The organism is Sorangium sp. So ce131, assembly GCF_051519095.1.
GTDB lineage: Bacteria > Myxococcota_A > Polyangia > Polyangiales > Polyangiaceae > Sorangium.
Window position 1 is genome coordinate 3,615,130 of record NZ_CP150455.1, and the last position, 14,443, is coordinate 3,629,572.

Annotated in this window: 11 protein-coding genes and 1 tRNA gene; 9 read left to right on the top strand and 3 right to left on the bottom strand. The window is 74.5% G+C overall.

The window, feature by feature from the left end:
• Positions 1-32: 32 nt before the first annotated feature.
• The 3 genes from WMF43_RS13390 to WMF43_RS13400 form a co-directional block, all read right to left on the bottom strand.
• Positions 33-1,340, bottom strand: coding sequence for a GTP-binding protein (locus WMF43_RS13390; protein WP_437680373.1), 1,308 nt, complete (start codon positions 1,338-1,340; stop codon positions 33-35).
• Between the two features lie 120 nt (positions 1,341-1,460).
• Positions 1,461-2,177: a PA14 domain-containing protein gene (locus tag WMF43_RS13395; protein ID WP_437680374.1), complete on the bottom strand. Its 717-nt coding sequence runs from the start codon at positions 2,175-2,177 to the stop codon at positions 1,461-1,463.
• Between the two features lie 107 nt (positions 2,178-2,284).
• On the bottom strand, positions 2,285-3,280 hold the full coding sequence (locus tag WMF43_RS13400) for a rhomboid family intramembrane serine protease (protein ID WP_437680376.1): 996 nt from the start codon (positions 3,278-3,280) through the stop codon (positions 2,285-2,287).
• 313 nt (positions 3,281-3,593) lie between these two features.
• Here WMF43_RS13400 and WMF43_RS13405 point away from each other — a divergent pair, with 313 nt between their 5' ends.
• The 9 genes from WMF43_RS13405 (at position 3,594) to WMF43_RS13445 (ending at position 14,355) form a co-directional block, all read left to right on the top strand.
• The gene (locus tag WMF43_RS13405) at positions 3,594-4,268 is read left to right on the top strand and encodes an RNA polymerase sigma factor (protein ID WP_437680377.1); all 675 of its coding nucleotides are present in this window, start codon (positions 3,594-3,596) and stop codon (positions 4,266-4,268) included.
• Positions 4,265-5,155 carry a hypothetical protein gene (locus WMF43_RS13410; protein ID WP_437680379.1) on the top strand — a complete coding sequence of 297 codons (891 nt, stop codon included), beginning with the start codon at positions 4,265-4,267 and terminating at the stop codon, positions 5,153-5,155. The genes WMF43_RS13405 and WMF43_RS13410 overlap by 4 nt, the downstream gene beginning before the upstream one ends.
• On the top strand, positions 5,155-5,757 hold the full coding sequence (locus WMF43_RS13415; RefSeq protein WP_437680381.1) for a hypothetical protein: 603 nt from the start codon (positions 5,155-5,157) through the stop codon (positions 5,755-5,757). Before WMF43_RS13410 ends, WMF43_RS13415 begins: the two co-directional genes overlap by 1 nt.
• 231 nt (positions 5,758-5,988) lie before the next feature.
• On the top strand, positions 5,989-7,692 hold the full coding sequence (locus WMF43_RS13420; RefSeq protein WP_437680382.1) for a J domain-containing protein: 1,704 nt from the start codon (positions 5,989-5,991) through the stop codon (positions 7,690-7,692).
• A gap of 152 nt (positions 7,693-7,844) precedes the next feature.
• On the top strand, positions 7,845-9,674 hold the full coding sequence (dnaK, locus tag WMF43_RS13425) for a molecular chaperone DnaK (RefSeq protein ID WP_104979494.1): 1,830 nt from the start codon (positions 7,845-7,847) through the stop codon (positions 9,672-9,674).
• Positions 9,675-9,708: 34 nt separating this feature from the next.
• Positions 9,709-11,055 carry a hypothetical protein gene (locus WMF43_RS13430; RefSeq protein WP_437680384.1) on the top strand — a complete coding sequence of 449 codons (1,347 nt, stop codon included), beginning with the start codon at positions 9,709-9,711 and terminating at the stop codon, positions 11,053-11,055.
• Between the two features lie 105 nt (positions 11,056-11,160).
• Positions 11,161-13,167, top strand: coding sequence for a M1 family metallopeptidase (locus WMF43_RS13435; RefSeq protein WP_437680386.1), 2,007 nt, complete (start codon positions 11,161-11,163; stop codon positions 13,165-13,167).
• Positions 13,164-14,144, top strand: coding sequence for a hypothetical protein (locus WMF43_RS13440; RefSeq protein ID WP_437680388.1), 981 nt, complete (start codon positions 13,164-13,166; stop codon positions 14,142-14,144). Before WMF43_RS13435 ends, WMF43_RS13440 begins: the two co-directional genes overlap by 4 nt.
• A 138-nt stretch (positions 14,145-14,282) precedes the next feature.
• Positions 14,283-14,355 (top strand) — tRNA-Phe (locus WMF43_RS13445).
• Positions 14,356-14,443 lie beyond the last annotated feature (88 nt).

The window sequence follows — 14,443 nt, forward strand, 5'->3', positions numbered from 1 at the left end:
GGCGCCCGCCTCCTGGCGCGGCGGCCGCCGCGTCAGATCGCGCTCTCTGCCAGCCGCGCCTCGATCGCGAACGCGAAGGCCCTGAGCGCGTCGCGCTCGGTGACCTCGCCGCCGGCGCGCGCCCGCCGGACCGCGGCGCGGAAGCCGAGGTAGCGGCGCCCGTCCAGGCCGAGCAGCGCCGGCATGGTCGCGGGGTCGCGCGGCGCCTCGGTCGAGCCCGCGAGCTCCGCGGCCTTCGCGAAGATCCCCGCGACGAGCGCCTCGCAGCGCTCGAGCGCCACGGCGTACCGCTCCGCGGCGATCGCCGCCTCGATCTCCGCGACGCCCTCGCGCTCGGCGGTCGGCCACAGCGCGACGAACGAGAGGCCCGGCTGGGCGAGGTGCCTCGTCGCCGCGGACGGGCCGTCCGCGCGCGCCGTCGCCGGGGCTTCTCCCGGCGCGCCGCTCCTCCGGGCGGCCGCGGCGAGCCGCAGGGACGACGCGAGATCGCGGCTCGCCGGAGCCCTCGGGCCGGCGCTGCGCGGCGCGCGCTCGCGGCCCGGGGCCTCGGTCGCCACGGGCGCGTCCTCGCCCTCGCTCGGCTCGCCGATCGTCGAGTCCGGCGGCATGGACGACCACGGCCTGCTGGCCGGAGCGAGCCGCGAGATCACGGCGTCGAGCGGCGCGGACGGCGGCGGCGAGGCGTCGCGCAGCGCCCTGGCGAGCCCTCCCTCGATGGCGTCGAAGCCGCCGAGCCCGCTGCCCATCGCGTCGGGCAGCCGGCTCTCGAAGGCGCGCAGGACGATGGCGCTGATCTCCTCGAGCCCCTCGTAGAGGCCGAGCCCCGTCTTCGCCGACGTGCCCACCGAGAAGGCGCGGAACGGGTTCAGCATGTCGTCGAGCTCCTCCAGCGGCAGGAGATCGGGCAGGTCGCGCTTGTTGTGCTGGAAGATGAGCGGGATCTGCTGGAGCTGCCGCCCCTGCTCGGCGAGGTTATCGCGCAGGTTCTCGAGGCTCTCCAGGTTGGCGTCGGCGCGGACCACCTGCGAGTCGCTGACGAACACGAGCCCGTCGGCGCCCGTGAGCACGAGCTTGCGCGTCGCGTTGAAGTAGACCTGCCCCGGCACCGTGAAGAGCTGGAGCCGCACGTTCATCCCCCGCAGCTGGGGCAGCCGCACCGGCAGGAAATCGAAGTAGAGCGTCCGATCGACGGGCGTCGCGAGCGACACGAGCTTGCCGCGGTACTCCGGCTTCGCCGTGGCGTGCAGGTACTCCAGCGTGGTCGTCTTGCCGCCCAGACCGGGCCCGTAATAGACGATCTTGAATACGAGCTCGCGCGACAGTGGGTTCACCGACGCCATGGGCGGGGGCGACGATACACTGAAACGGGGAACGGGGGCGCCGCGGCGGCGCGCGCCGCGGCGTTCTCGCGCGCCGGCCCCGCTCCGCCCGCGCTCCGGGCGGCGAGCGGCGGCCGCGCGTCAGCGGCTGCCGACGAGCGGCTCGAGCTTGTCCTTCTGTCCGATGAGGACGCTGAGCGCGACCTGGCCCCGCTCGGCCTGGAAGTAGTCGAGCTGCAGCCGATGTGTCCCCTCGGAGAGCCGGACCTCGCCGTCCGCGCTCTTCGCGGTGTGGACGCCGTCGTTGGCGACGACGAGCTTGTCGTCGATGTGGAGGTTGGCGCCGTCGTCCGAGGTGACCCGGAACTGGTACACGCCGTCGCTCGGCACCTTGAACTCGCCCTCGAAGCGGATCGCGAACCACTCGTTCTGCAGGAGCGCGCCAGGGAAGCCGCCGGAGAACTCCTGCGGTTTGACCTCGAACCTGTCCGTGTAGAGCTTCGCGAACGGCGGGCGGTCGTCGAAGCTCGGGAGCTTCTTGCTGTTCTCGGGGATCACGTACACGAGGCCCCGGAAGGCGCCGGTCTCCCCGCTGCCGAACACGGTCTTGCCGGTGATCGTGGGCGCGTTGCTCGCGGGCAGGCGCCACTTCGGGAGCTTGCTGCGCGTCGGCTCCGGATCGGGCTTCGCCGGCTTGCGGGGCTTGGATGTGGTCTTGGACGCGGTCTTGGCGGGGCGCGCAGCGGGCGGCGGCGTGGCCTCCGCCGGGGAGTCGCTGCTCTGGATGGTGACGTGGCAGCCGCTGAGAAGCGCCGCGGCGAGCACACACGAGGCGATGCGCGATGAGGTTCGGACCATGACGTCTCCTGGAAGGGAACGGACGGGCGGCCCGCCGCCCACGTGAAAGCGAGGTTCGGCGCTTAGACGGTCGACAGGGGCGCGGCAATCACGGGTTCAGCGGCGCGTCACGAGCCGGCCGGGCCGAGCCGGCGCGCCTGGAGCGACTGGAGCGCCTGGAGCGCCGGCGCCGGGCGCGGGCGCCCCTCCGGGCGCTCCGCTCGCGGCGGCGCTTCCAGCTGCGAGAGCCTCCCGCGCGGCTCGGCCTCGCGCCACGCCGGCGAGCGCTGGGCGAGGGCGAGCACGGCGACGCAGGCGAGCACGCTGGCGAGCGCGCCGAGGTTGACCATCCCCTCGTACCGCCCCCGCGCCGGCCCCGCGTAGCTCAGCCCGAACAGCACGCCGCTGACCAGGCCGCCGAGGTGCGCGGCGTTGTTGATGCGGATCTCGTTGGAGAACGCGTTCACCACGAAGCCGAAGAGCACGATGTAGAAGGCGGCCTGGAGGGCGAGATCCTTCCAGCGCGGATCGCGGCGGCGGAGCAGCCACCCGAGCAGGAGGCCCAGCACGCCGAACACCGCGCCGCTCGCGCCCGCGGTGTACATCAGCTCGGGCTGCACGAGGAGGTTCCAGGCCGCGCTCGCGGTGAAGCCGAACAGGCCCGTGAGCACGTAGGCGATCGCGAAGCGCGCCGAGCCGACGGCGGGCTCGGCGGCGCGGGCGAGCAGCCCCAGCGACAGCATGTTCATGCCGAAGTGGAGGACGTCGATGTGGACGAACACCGCGGAGAGCAGCCGGAACGGCTCGAACGGCTCGCCGGGATCGATGCGGAGCGCGCCGAAGCGGAGGTAGTTCGACCGATCCCACCGCGCCAGGGGGCCGAAGCCCTGGGCCCGCGCGGCCAGCAGCTGCCCCACGAACACGAACGACGTCAGCGCGCCCAGGATCTTGGTCGCGAGCAGGCTCCGCCCGTCGAGGATCCCTCTCACCTGCGCCGCGTAGGGGGCGGGCGCCGAGAACTGGGCGCCGCAGCGGATGCAGCGGTCGAAGTCGCTCCCGTTGAGGGCGCCGCAGCGCGGGCAGTGCAGCGCGCGCCCCCGCGCGCCGGGCGGTCTCGCGGTCACAGGAGGGTCCCGAGGCGGTGCCCGTCGCCGACGTGTGCGCGGGACATGGACGTTGTATCGAGGATCACGAGGCTCCTTGTCACGGCGGATGCGCGCCGTCGAGTCCAGCTCAATGTGGCGGCTTTTGTCCGTAAGGTCCAAGGCTTTGGCCCGTTGTCAGGGTGTGGATTCGGCAGCCCTCCCGCGCTCGACCCTGGCGACCCCGTGGCGCGCTCTGCCGTTCCACGCGCTCCTCGGCGTCGGCGCGCGCGCCCCTCGCGCCCGCGGCGCGCGCGCCCACGCCGCGCGCGCCGCGGGCGCGCGGTGGACATCGGTGCGATCCGCGCCTCGTCCAGGTATCGTCGCCGGCGTGACGGCGGTGGCGGCGGCGAGGCCCGATCTCGAGGCGGAGCGTCTGCAGTGCGAGCGCGCTGCCCAGGGCGATCGCGCCGCGCTCGGGCAGCTGCTCCGGAAGTACGGGCCCGCGCTGTACCGGTCGGTGCTGCTGCCGCGCCTCGGCTCCGACGCGGTCGCGCAGGACGCGCTGGCCGAGACGTACGCGCGCGTCGTCGAGCGGTTCTCGCAGTTCCAGTGGCAGAGCTGCGGCCTCTACCCGTGGCTGCGGGTGATCGCGCTGCGCATCGCGCTCGACATGCTCCGCGCGCGCCGCCGCGAGGCGCTCTTCGACCCCGACGATCTGCAGCGCGAGATCGACGCCGCGGAGACCGACCTCACCGCCCGCGGCGAGGTCGAGCTGTGCGAGAAGCGCGACCTCGCGGACGCGCGGGCGCGCGTCGAGGACGCGCTCGGCCGCCTCAACCCGCGTTACGCGGAGGCGATCCGGCTCCGGGTGCTCGAGGAGCGGCCCCGCGACGAGGTGGCCCACGCGCTCGGGGTCAGCGTGGCGACGTTCGACGTCGTCCTGCACCGCGCCATGACCGCGCTGAAGAAGGTGCTCGCCGCGGGGGTTGCCGGCCCGCGGGCCGAGCCCAAGGAAGGGGCGCGATGAAGCCGCGGCAGCCAGCGGATCCGCGCTCCTCGCCGGCCGGAGATGGGGCCGCGCCGCGCCGCGCCGGACCGGATCGCGATCGTCGGCTCGCGCTCGTCGCGCCCGGGTCGGAGCCCGCTGCGTCCGAGGCGGGGCCTGCCGCGCCCGAGGTGGATCCGTTCGCGCCCGCGTCGGACGACGAGCTCCGCGCCGCGCGCGCGCTCGCCGAGGCGCTGGAGCACGGCGAGGTCCCGCTCGCGGCCGCGCTCCGGGCCGCGGCCCGGCCGGCCGGGATCGACAAGGCGGATCACGAGGCGCTGCTCGCGCGCGCCCTCGGCGATGTGCGCGACGAGGACGCGCCGCCCACGAAGGCGGAGCGGCGCGCCGCGGATCGGCTGCGGGAGGCGCTCGAGCGCGGCGCCGCGGGTGAGGGCGCTCCGGGGCGGGGCGCCGGCGCGGGCGGCGAGGAGGACCTCGGCGCGCGCGACGAGCTCGCGGAGCTCGCCGGCGCGCTCCGGGCCGCGTGGCGCCCGGCGCCGCTCGCGGAGCTCCGGAGCCGCGCCCTCGTCGAGCGCGCCCTCCGCGCGCCGTCCGCGCAGCGCAGCCGGCGCATCGCGCCGATCACGATGGCGGCGCTCTCGACGCTCGCGGCCGCGGCCGCGGCCGCGGCGCTGATGTTCGGCGAGGTCGGAGACGAGCGCGCGTCCGTCGCGCGCGCGCCCGCCGCGCCTGCCGCGGCGCTCGCGCCGCTGCCCTCGCTCATCGAGGCGCGCTCGACCGCCGCGCTCTTCGATCCTGCGGCGCCGTTCCCCAGGGAGGGCGGGCAGACGGCGCGGATCGATCGCATCACCGCCGCGCGCGCGGCCGACCTGCGCCAGAACCGGTACGCGGCCTGGGGGGTGCGCTGATGCTGCGCGCGCGCTTCGCGGTCGTGTGCCTCGGGCTCATCGCGGCGGCGCACCTCGGGTGCTCCCGAAGCGAGGCGCCGGCGCCCGGCGCCGGGGCTCCTGCAGAGCCGGCGTGCGCGTGCGCGCCGGCGCAGGTCGTCGATCCGACGCTGCTCGCCTTCCTCTCGCGGGCGCGCGCCGCCCACCACGCCGCCGACGTGGCGCTCGACGCCGGCGACCGCGCCGCGGCGATCCGCGCGCTGGAGGGGATCATCGCCGCGCCGCGGCCGCCGGGGACGCCGCCGGAGGTCGCGGAGGTAACGGCGGACACCTACGCCCGGCTGGCGGAGCTCCGGGGCGAGGCCGGCGAGTTCGACGCCGCGGCGCGCGACGTCGAGGCGGGCCTCAAGCTGGCGCCTTCGCCCTCTCATTACGAGGGTCACCTCTACGAGGTGGCGGGCGTCGTCGAGGAGCGCCGCGCCAAGTCGCTGGAGGAGCGGGGCGATCGCGATGGGGCGGCCGGCGCCCGGAGGCGCGCGGTCGCGCTGCTGGAGCGGGCGATCTCGATCCAGGACCGGGTCATCACCGAGGCGCTGAAGGGCGCCCCGGAAACGCCGCGCTGAGGCGCGCGCCGTGGTCTCTCCGTCTCTCCTTGAGACGGGAATTGCGACGGGCGCGCGTTCCTCGTTAGACTCGGCCGGAGGGGGCCGCTGCCCGACCCGATGACGTTGCGCGTTCCAAGGCCGAAACCCGGGTGTGATCTCCGATCGCTCCCGCTGAAACCCGCCGAGGCGTTCCTCCTCTCTCGGATCGATGGCGTCCTGACCGATCGGGATCTGTCCTTGATCACCGGCATGTCGCAGGGCGACACGGTCCAGGCGCTGCGCCGGCTGCGCGAGCTCGGCGCGATCGTGCTGGACGGCGAGTCTTCGATCCCTCCGCCGCCGCGGGGCGCTCCCGACGGTGCGCGGCGCGCGGCCGCGCCGGACGCAGAACGGACGCTCTCGTCCGGGGGCGAGTCCATCCCGCTCGGGCGGGACGCACTGCAGCACGTGGAGTCCCCGCCGCTCTACGATCCTGCCGAGCTCGACGAGCCGGTCGAGCTCGCGCCCGACCGGAAGCGGCGGATCCTCGACCTCTACTACCGGCTCGAGGATCTCACGTACTACGAGCTGCTCGGGGTCCCGGACCAGGCTGACAAGAAGCAGATCAAGAGCGCCTACTACCTGCTCGCGCCGGAGTTCCACCCGGACACCTACTTCCGCAAGCAGCTCGGCTCGTACAAGCAGAAGATCGAGGCCGTCTTCACGCGCATCACGCTGGCGCACGACACGCTGACGTCGAAGCAGCGGCGCGCCGAGTACGACGCGTACCTCGAGCAGACGCACAAGAACCGGGCGATGGCGGCGCTGATCGAGCAGACGCCCCGCGACATCGCCATGATCGCCTCCGCCGTCGACGCCACGGTGCGCGCCGCCTTCGCCGAGCCGCGCGACTCCGTCCCGTCTCCGGGGCGTTACTCCGAGCGCGCGCTCGTCGCGCCCGCGGACGCGCGCCCGCCTGCGGAGACAACCGCGGCGGTCGCGCCCGCGCCGGCGGCCGCGCCCGCGCCGGCTGTCGCGCCAGCGGTTGCGCCCGCGCCCGCGCCGGCGGTCGCGCCAGCGCAGCCGTCGTACGAGCGCGGCGCGCCCGGAAACGGGATCTCGTCGCCGCGTCCCGCGCGGCCCGAGGCCCCCGCGGTCATCTATGCGCCGAGCGCGCCGAGCGCGCCGAGCGCTCGAGACCGGCGCGAGACGTTCGCGCGCAAGCTCACCGGGGGGCTCAAGCGCCCGCCCCCGGCGAGCGCGGCGACCGTCGCGAGCGCGCCTGCCGCGCCGCCCCCCACGCCCGTGCCCGTGGCAGCGGCGGCGCCGCCGCCGCCGCCGCCGCGAGCCCCGATCGGCACCCGCTCGCCCGAGTCGGCGAGGGCCGTCGAGGTGCTCAAGGCGCGGTACGACTCGGCGCGCAGCGAGGCGCTCCGGGGCCAGATCGCCCGGTACACCGACGCGGCCCGGGTCGCGCTGGAGCGCAAGGACTACGCCGGCGCGACCAACGCCTACCGGATCGCCGCGTCGCTCGCCCCGCAGGACGTCGAGCTCCAGAAGGCGTCGGCCGAGGTGCAGCGCCTCGCAGCGGCGGCGCTGGCCGACGGCTACCTCAAGCAGGCCCAGTACGAGGCGCAGAACGGGCGCTGGGTCGAGGCGGCGCTGAGCTATGCGAAGGTGTGCAACGGCCGGCCCGACGACGCCGCCGCGCACGAGCGGGTCGCCTACGCGGTGCTGCAGACCGGCGAGAACACCCGGCGGGCGGTGGAGTTCGCGCGGCGGGCGGTGGAGCTCACGCCGGCGTCGGTGGAGTACCGGCTGACGCTCGCGCTCGCGTACACCGCCGCGGGGCTCACGAAGAGCGCGGTCGGCGAGCTCGACCGCGCCGCCGAGCTCGCGGGGAATGATGCTCGGATGCGCAGCCTCGTCGCCCAGGCGCGCGAGCAGGCCAAGAAGACCGGGAAGCAAGTCTAGCGCCGCGCGGCCGCGGAGGTCCACTGCGGGCGGGGGGCGGCGCCTTCCGCAGGGGCTCCGCACGATTGCGCCGCTCGGATCCGCGAAACGTTCTAGCATCGTGACCTCGGCGGCCCTCGGGGCCGGAGACCACAAGAGGAGCAGCGGCATCGATGGAGCGTGTCATCGGCATTGACCTTGGCACCACGAACTCGTGCGTTGCCATCGTCGAGGAGGGCGTCCCGACCGTCATCCCGAATCGCGGTGGGTACAAGACGACGCCGTCCATGGTGGCGATCACCGAGGCCGGCAAGCGGCTCTGCGGGCACATCGCGAAGCGGCAGGCGATCACGAACGCCGAGAACACGGTCTACGCCGCGAAGCGGCTGATCGGCCGCAAGTGGTCGTCCCCCCAGGTGAAGAACGCGATCCTGACCGCCTCGTACAAGATCGTCGAGGGGCCGCACGGCGACGTCCGCATCCAGCTGCGGGACAAGACGTACTCGGTCCCCGAGATCAGCGCGATGGTCCTCCAGGAGATGAAGCTGTTCGCGGAGGACTACCTCAACGAGCCGATCACCAAGGCGGTGATCACCGTCCCCGCGTACTTCAACGACAACCAGCGGCAGGCGACGAAGGACGCGGGCCAGATCGCGGGGCTCGACGTGATCCGCATCGTCAACGAGCCGACGGCGGCGGCGCTCGCGTACGGGTTCGGCAAGAACGTCGAGAAGACGATCGCCGTCTTCGACCTCGGCGGCGGCACGTTCGACATCTCGGTGCTCGAGATCGGCGCGGGCGGCGTCTTCAAGGTCATCGCCACCGCGGGCGACACGTTCCTCGGCGGCGAGGACTTCGACGCGCGGGTCATCGACTGGCTGGTGCAGGGCTTCAAGGAGCAGCACGACGTCGACCTGCGGCAGGACCGGATGGCGCTCCAGCGGCTCAAGGACGCGGCCGAGAAGGCGAAGTGCGAGCTGTCGAGCGTGATCGAGACCGAGATCAACCTGCCGTTCATCATCTCCAGCGCGCGGAACGAGGCGCTCCACCTCCAGCGCACGCTCTCGCGGGCGACGCTCGAGGAGCTCTGCGAGGACCTCGTGGAGCGGTGCATCGAGATCTGCAGCCAGACGCTCGAGGACGCGCGGCTCGATCGCGACGAGATCGAGGACGTCGTGCTCGTCGGCGGCATGACGCGCATGCCGAGGGTGCAGGAGGCCGTGCGCGACTTCTTCGAGCGCGAGCCGTGCAAGGGGGTGCACCCCGACGAGGTCGTCGCGCTCGGCGCGGCGGTGCAGGGCGCGGCGCTCGTCGACGAGACGAAGCAGATGATCCTGCTCGACGTCACGCCGCACGCGCTCGGCATCATGACCTTCGGGTCGAATTTCGAGGAGCTCATCCCCCAGAACACGACCGTGCCCACGAGCCGGTCGAAGATCTTCACCACGAGCCGCGACAACCAGACCGCGGTGAAGATCCTGGTCATGCAGGGCGAGCACCAGAAGGCGACGGACAACGAGCTGCTCGGCGAGTTCATCCTCACAGGCCTGCGCCGCGCCCCGAAGGGGCAGGTCGAGATCGAGGTCACGTTCGAGATCAACAGCGACGGCATCGTCTCGGTCAGCGCGAAGGACCTGGAGACGGGCCAGCAGCAGTCGATCCAGGTCACCGCGTCGAGCGGCCTCACGAAGGAGGAGGTCGGCGAGATGATGGAGGCCGCGAAGGAGTACCTCGTCGATCGCCGCGCGAGCGATCAGTTCGAGGGCGTCCGGCAGGAGGCCGAGAAGCTCATCGCCGAGATCGAGCGGATGTTCCCGCAGGTCGAGCAGATCGTGGCGTCGAGCGACTTCGGCCGCGACGCGATCGGGAAGGCGCGCGGGATCGTGGATCGCTCGCGCCAGGCCATCGGCCGCCGCGACGCCGCGGCGGTCAAGGAGCAGATGGAGGCGCTCTCGCGCACCCACCGGATGTTCAAGGGTGTCGTAGCCAGGCCGCAGGGGTGACGTGTGGCCGCGATGAGGGAAGACAATGCGGTCCGTGCCGCCTGACTCCAAGACCCTGGACGCCTCCTGGGGGCTCGATGAGGCCGGCGAGCTCGACGACACGCAGCCGATCGTGTCGCAGGAGCTGCTCGGGCACCCTGGCTTCCCCCGCGAGGAGCCGAGCTCGCGCCGCGTCGACCGCGCGGACACGCCGCCTTCCGGCGCGCCCTATCCGCCGGACGACGAGGGCAAGATCACGCTCCCGCCGCCCATCCCCGTCAGCGACTACGTGGCCAAGATGATGACCCGCCGTCCTCACTCGAGCTCCGAGATGACCGCCCAGCGGGGTCGCCCGCCCGAGGGGCCCTCGGAGGTCTACCCGCCCGTGCCGCCGCGCAAGACGATCCCGTGGGAGCCGCCGCCCGGCGGATCCTTCCCGGGCAAACACGGCGCGTCCACCCGCGAGCCCCCGCAGCTCGGCCTGGAGTGCGACGAGCCGGGGGTCCCGTCGCGGCCCGGCGGGCGGCTGGGCTTCGGGGCGTTCGCCGAGCCGGAGTTCGACCTCGGCCCGGAGCTCGACGACGAGCTGATGCGCGACTCGAGCCCGACGTTCCCGCACCGCTTCGGCGAGCTCGACATCATGGACGGCCCGCCGGTCGAGCCGCGGGGCGCCCGCATCCCGCCGGCCCCGCGGGGGCGCGCCGGCGGCGCGGACGACGTCGAGGGGCCGGGCATCGACTTCCGGCTCGACCTCGGGCTGGGCTTCGAGGAGCCGGCGCTGCCCCCGGAGGACCAGCCGGTCACGCCGCCGCCGGGCACGCTTCGTTACGGCCTGATCGTCGAGGACGACGAGCCCGCCTTCCGCGGCGGGACGGGCGCGCTCGCCGGCTCGACCTCGTACCGGGTCTCGGGCGACGCGCAGGGCGCGCCGCGCGCGCCGCGGCCGCGCGACTCGGAGCGCGCCCCGGCGGCGTCCTACCGGGGAGAGCGGGGGATCCACGCCCGCGCGACCGAGCCTCAGCTGAGCGCCCAGGGGCCGCGGGAGCAGATGCAGCACCGGTTCGATCAGGGCGACTTCGGCGGTGCGCTCGTCCTCGCGGAGGGCCTGCTCGAGGAGAACCCGAAGGACTGGATGGCGCGGCAGTACGCCGACAGCTGCGTCGAGATGCTCCGCCAGATGTACCAGGCGCGCCTCGGCGACGGCTCGCGCGTGCTCCGCCTCGCGGTGCCTCCGGACCAGCTCCGCTCGCTGAACCTCGATCACCGCACCGGCTTCCTGCTCTCGTGCATCGACGGCTACAGCTCGATCGACGAGATCCTCGACGTGTCGGGCATGCAGATGCTCGAGGCCCTGCGCATCCTGTACGAGCTCGTGCAGGAGGGGATCGTCTGCAGCGCCTAGCCGCGGGTCGCTGAGAGGGGCGCTGTGGTCGCCCGCTGCGCCATCGCCGCGCCGGCGCTCCGCGCGCGGCTTTGCGCGGCGGCTCGGGCTCGCTAGGGTGCACGGGTGCGCACGGCTCTCCAGGCCGCTGTCGGTCTCCTGCTCGCGCTGCTCGCCGGCCGCGCCGGGGCGTCGCTCTTCGCGGCGATCGAGCTCGGCGCTCCGGCGCCGCCGCCCGCGCGGGTGGACGCGGGCGACGCCGCGAGCGCTGCGTTGATGCCCGCGAAGGCTCTGGACGCCGAGCTCGCGGCGCACGCCGACCCGGTCGCGAGCTACACCCTCCGGGCGCGCCTCGATCCGGCGCAGCACGCGCTGCGCGGGGAGGGGACGCTGGTCTTTCGGAACACGTCGCGCGCGCCGCAGCAGGAGCTCTTCGTCCACCTCTACCTGAACGCCTTCAAGAACGAGCGCACCGTGTTCCTCCGCTCGGGCGTCAGCGGCTTCCGCGGCGGAGAAATCCTCTATGATTTCGGTCACATCCAGGTGACGCGCTTCGCGGTGCGCGAGATGGGGGGCGAGGACGTGTGGCCCGAGGGGAAGCCCACGACGCCCGGCGATCCCGAGGACGAGACCGACATCCGCGTGGCGCTGCCGCGGCCGGTCGCGCCCGGCGACACGATCACCATCGAGCTCGCGTGGGAGGCGCACCTGCCGTCGCTCGCGCTCAGGACGGGCCACCACGGGAGCTTTCACATGGTGGGGCAGTGGTTCCCGAAGATCGCGCGCCTCGAGCCCGACGGGACCTGGGCGCATTTCCCCTTTCACCGGCTCTCGGAGTTCTACGCCGACTTCGGGGCGTACGACGTGACCGTCGACGTGCCCGACGGCTTCGAGGTCGGAGCGACCGGCCGGCTCGTGCAGGAGGAGCGGCGCGACGGGCGCGCGGTCCGCCGGTTCGTGCAGGAGGACGTGCACGACTTCGCGTTCGCCGCGTGGGATCACTTCCGCGAGACGCGCGCGACCACCGAGGACGGCGTCGCGATCCGGTGCCTCTTCCCCGCGGGGAGCGAGCGCGAGGCGGCGCTGGAGATCGACCTCGTCCGGTTCGGCCTCGCGCGCTTCGGCGCGGCGTTCGGCCGTTACCCGTACGGCACGCTGACGATCGTGCACCCGCCGGAGGGCGCCGAGGAGGCCGGCGGCATGGAGTACCCGACGCTCATCACGACCGGCGGCAGCTGGCTCTGGCAGGCGGCGGGCATGCGCTACGTCGAGGCGGTCACGCTGCACGAGCTGGCGCACCAGTGGTTCTACGGCCTGGTCGCGACGAACGAGCACCGCCACCCGTTCCTCGACGAGGGCCTCACCACGTACGCCGAGGCCGACGCGCTGCGCGCGCGTTACGGCCCGAGCTCGGCCGCGCGGCTGCTCGGCCTCGAGATCGGCATCCACACGCAGTACCGCGCCATGGCGATCGCGTCGGGCCACGACGGCGCCGTCGCGCAGCCGGCCCCGGAGTTCGTCGACGGGGCGGACTACGCCGGGCTCGCGTACGCGCGGCCCGCGGTGCTGCTCGAGACGCTCGCCCGCGTCTACGGCGAAGACCTCGTGCGCCGCGCCGTCGGCCGCTACGCGCGCGAGCACCGGTTCCGGCACCCCGGCCCCGAGGCGCTGATCGAGGCGATGCGGCGCGAGGTCGGCGAGGAGGCGGCCGAGGCGCTCCGCGCCGGGATCTTCGAGCGGGCGTGGGTCGACTACGCCGTCGCGTCGTTCCACGCGTGGCCCGCGGGCGGCCCCGCGCCCGGCCGCGCCGCGGGCGAGGAGGCGGCGGCCTACCGCGGGCAGGCCCTGGTCCGGCGCCGCGGCCCGCTGGCGCTCCCCGTCGACGTCGCGCTGCACGGCGCCGACGGCAGCGTGCAGCGGGCGCGGTGGCCGGCGCGCGAGGGCGCCGCCAGCATCCCCTACACCGGCGCCTCGCCGCTCGTCGCGGTGGTGATCGACCCCGAGCACCGGGTGCTGCTCGACGAGGACCTCACGAACAACGCGCGCCGGCAGGACCGGGGCGTGCTCGCGCCCGGCGTGCTCGCGCGCGCGAGCCTCGCCGCGGGGGCAGCGCTCACGCTCCTCGGCCCGTGAGCGCACCGGTGGAGGGCGGCGCGACACAGCCAGGCGCGACGGACGGCGCGGAGGTGGATCCGCCGCGCGCCGGGCCGGCTGCGCGCCGCCCCGCCGTCCACGAGCGGCCCGGCGCCGTCGCCGCCTACTTCGGCTACCGGGCGCTCGCCGCGCTGCTCCTCGCGACCCCGCTGTCCGTGCTCGCGGCGGAGGTCGCCGGCGGGTACCCGGACGGCGAGGCGGTCCTGTTCGCGCCCGGCGGGCTGATGCTGGTCGAGGTCCAGCGCCTCGCCGAGGTCGCCGCCGCGGCCATCGCGGCGCAGCTCGGCGTGGGCGCCCTGCTCGCCGCCGCGCTCGGGTTGATCCCGCTCGCCGCGCTCCTCGTCGCGCTGTCCAGGGGAGGGCCGCTCTCCGCGCCGGACGTGGGCGCCCGCGTCGCGCGCGCGCTCGGTCCGCTCGCGCTCCTCTGGGGCGTCGCGCTCGCGGCGGAGGTCGCGGCCGCCGCGCTCGTCCTGATGCCCGGGGTGTCGGTGTGCGCGCAGCTCGCGGTCGCGCCCCGCACCCGCGACCTCGCGGCGGCCGGCGTCGCCGCCGCCGCGCTGGTGCCGGTCGCGGCCATCGGCCTGCTCCACGACGTCGCGCGGGCCGCGGTCGTCGGCGAGCAGCGGGGCTTCTACGACGCCGTGGCGCGGGCCCTCGCCGCGCTCCGGGCCGCGCCCCTCGCCGCGGCCTGGGCTTACGCCTGGCGCGGGACCCTCACGCTCGCCGCGTTCGCCGGCGCGGCGTGGGGCGTGCACGTCGCCGGCGTCACCTCGGGGCCGCGCGTGGCCGCCGCGTTCGGCGCGCACCTCGCGGCGCTCGCCGTCGCGGCCGCGCTGCGTGCGTCGTGGCTCGCGGCCGCCCTGCGGCTGCTCGATCGCGCGCCGCCGTGTGTCGCCCAGGAGGGCGAGCCACCCGCCGACGCAACGTCGTCCGGCCGCGCCGACGCGGGCGCCTGAGCACCGAGGCCGCTGCGGCTCCCCGTTGTTTTTCGGGCGGACACACGTCGCGGTGAAGAAGTGCTTGACATGGGGCCAGGGCCGCGTAACGTAGCCCGCCCGTACCGAGCCCCGGCGCGAGTGCGGGGCAAGCAGCAGGCCCAGGTAGCTCAGTTGGTAGAGCAGAGGATTGAAAATCCTCGTGTGGGCGGTTCGATTCCGTCCCTGGGCACTACCGTCCTCTTTCGTTCCGGCGAGCAGGCGCCGCCGAGCTCTCCCCATGTCCTTGCGTGAGCGCTCCACCCATCGAGCGCTCCCCT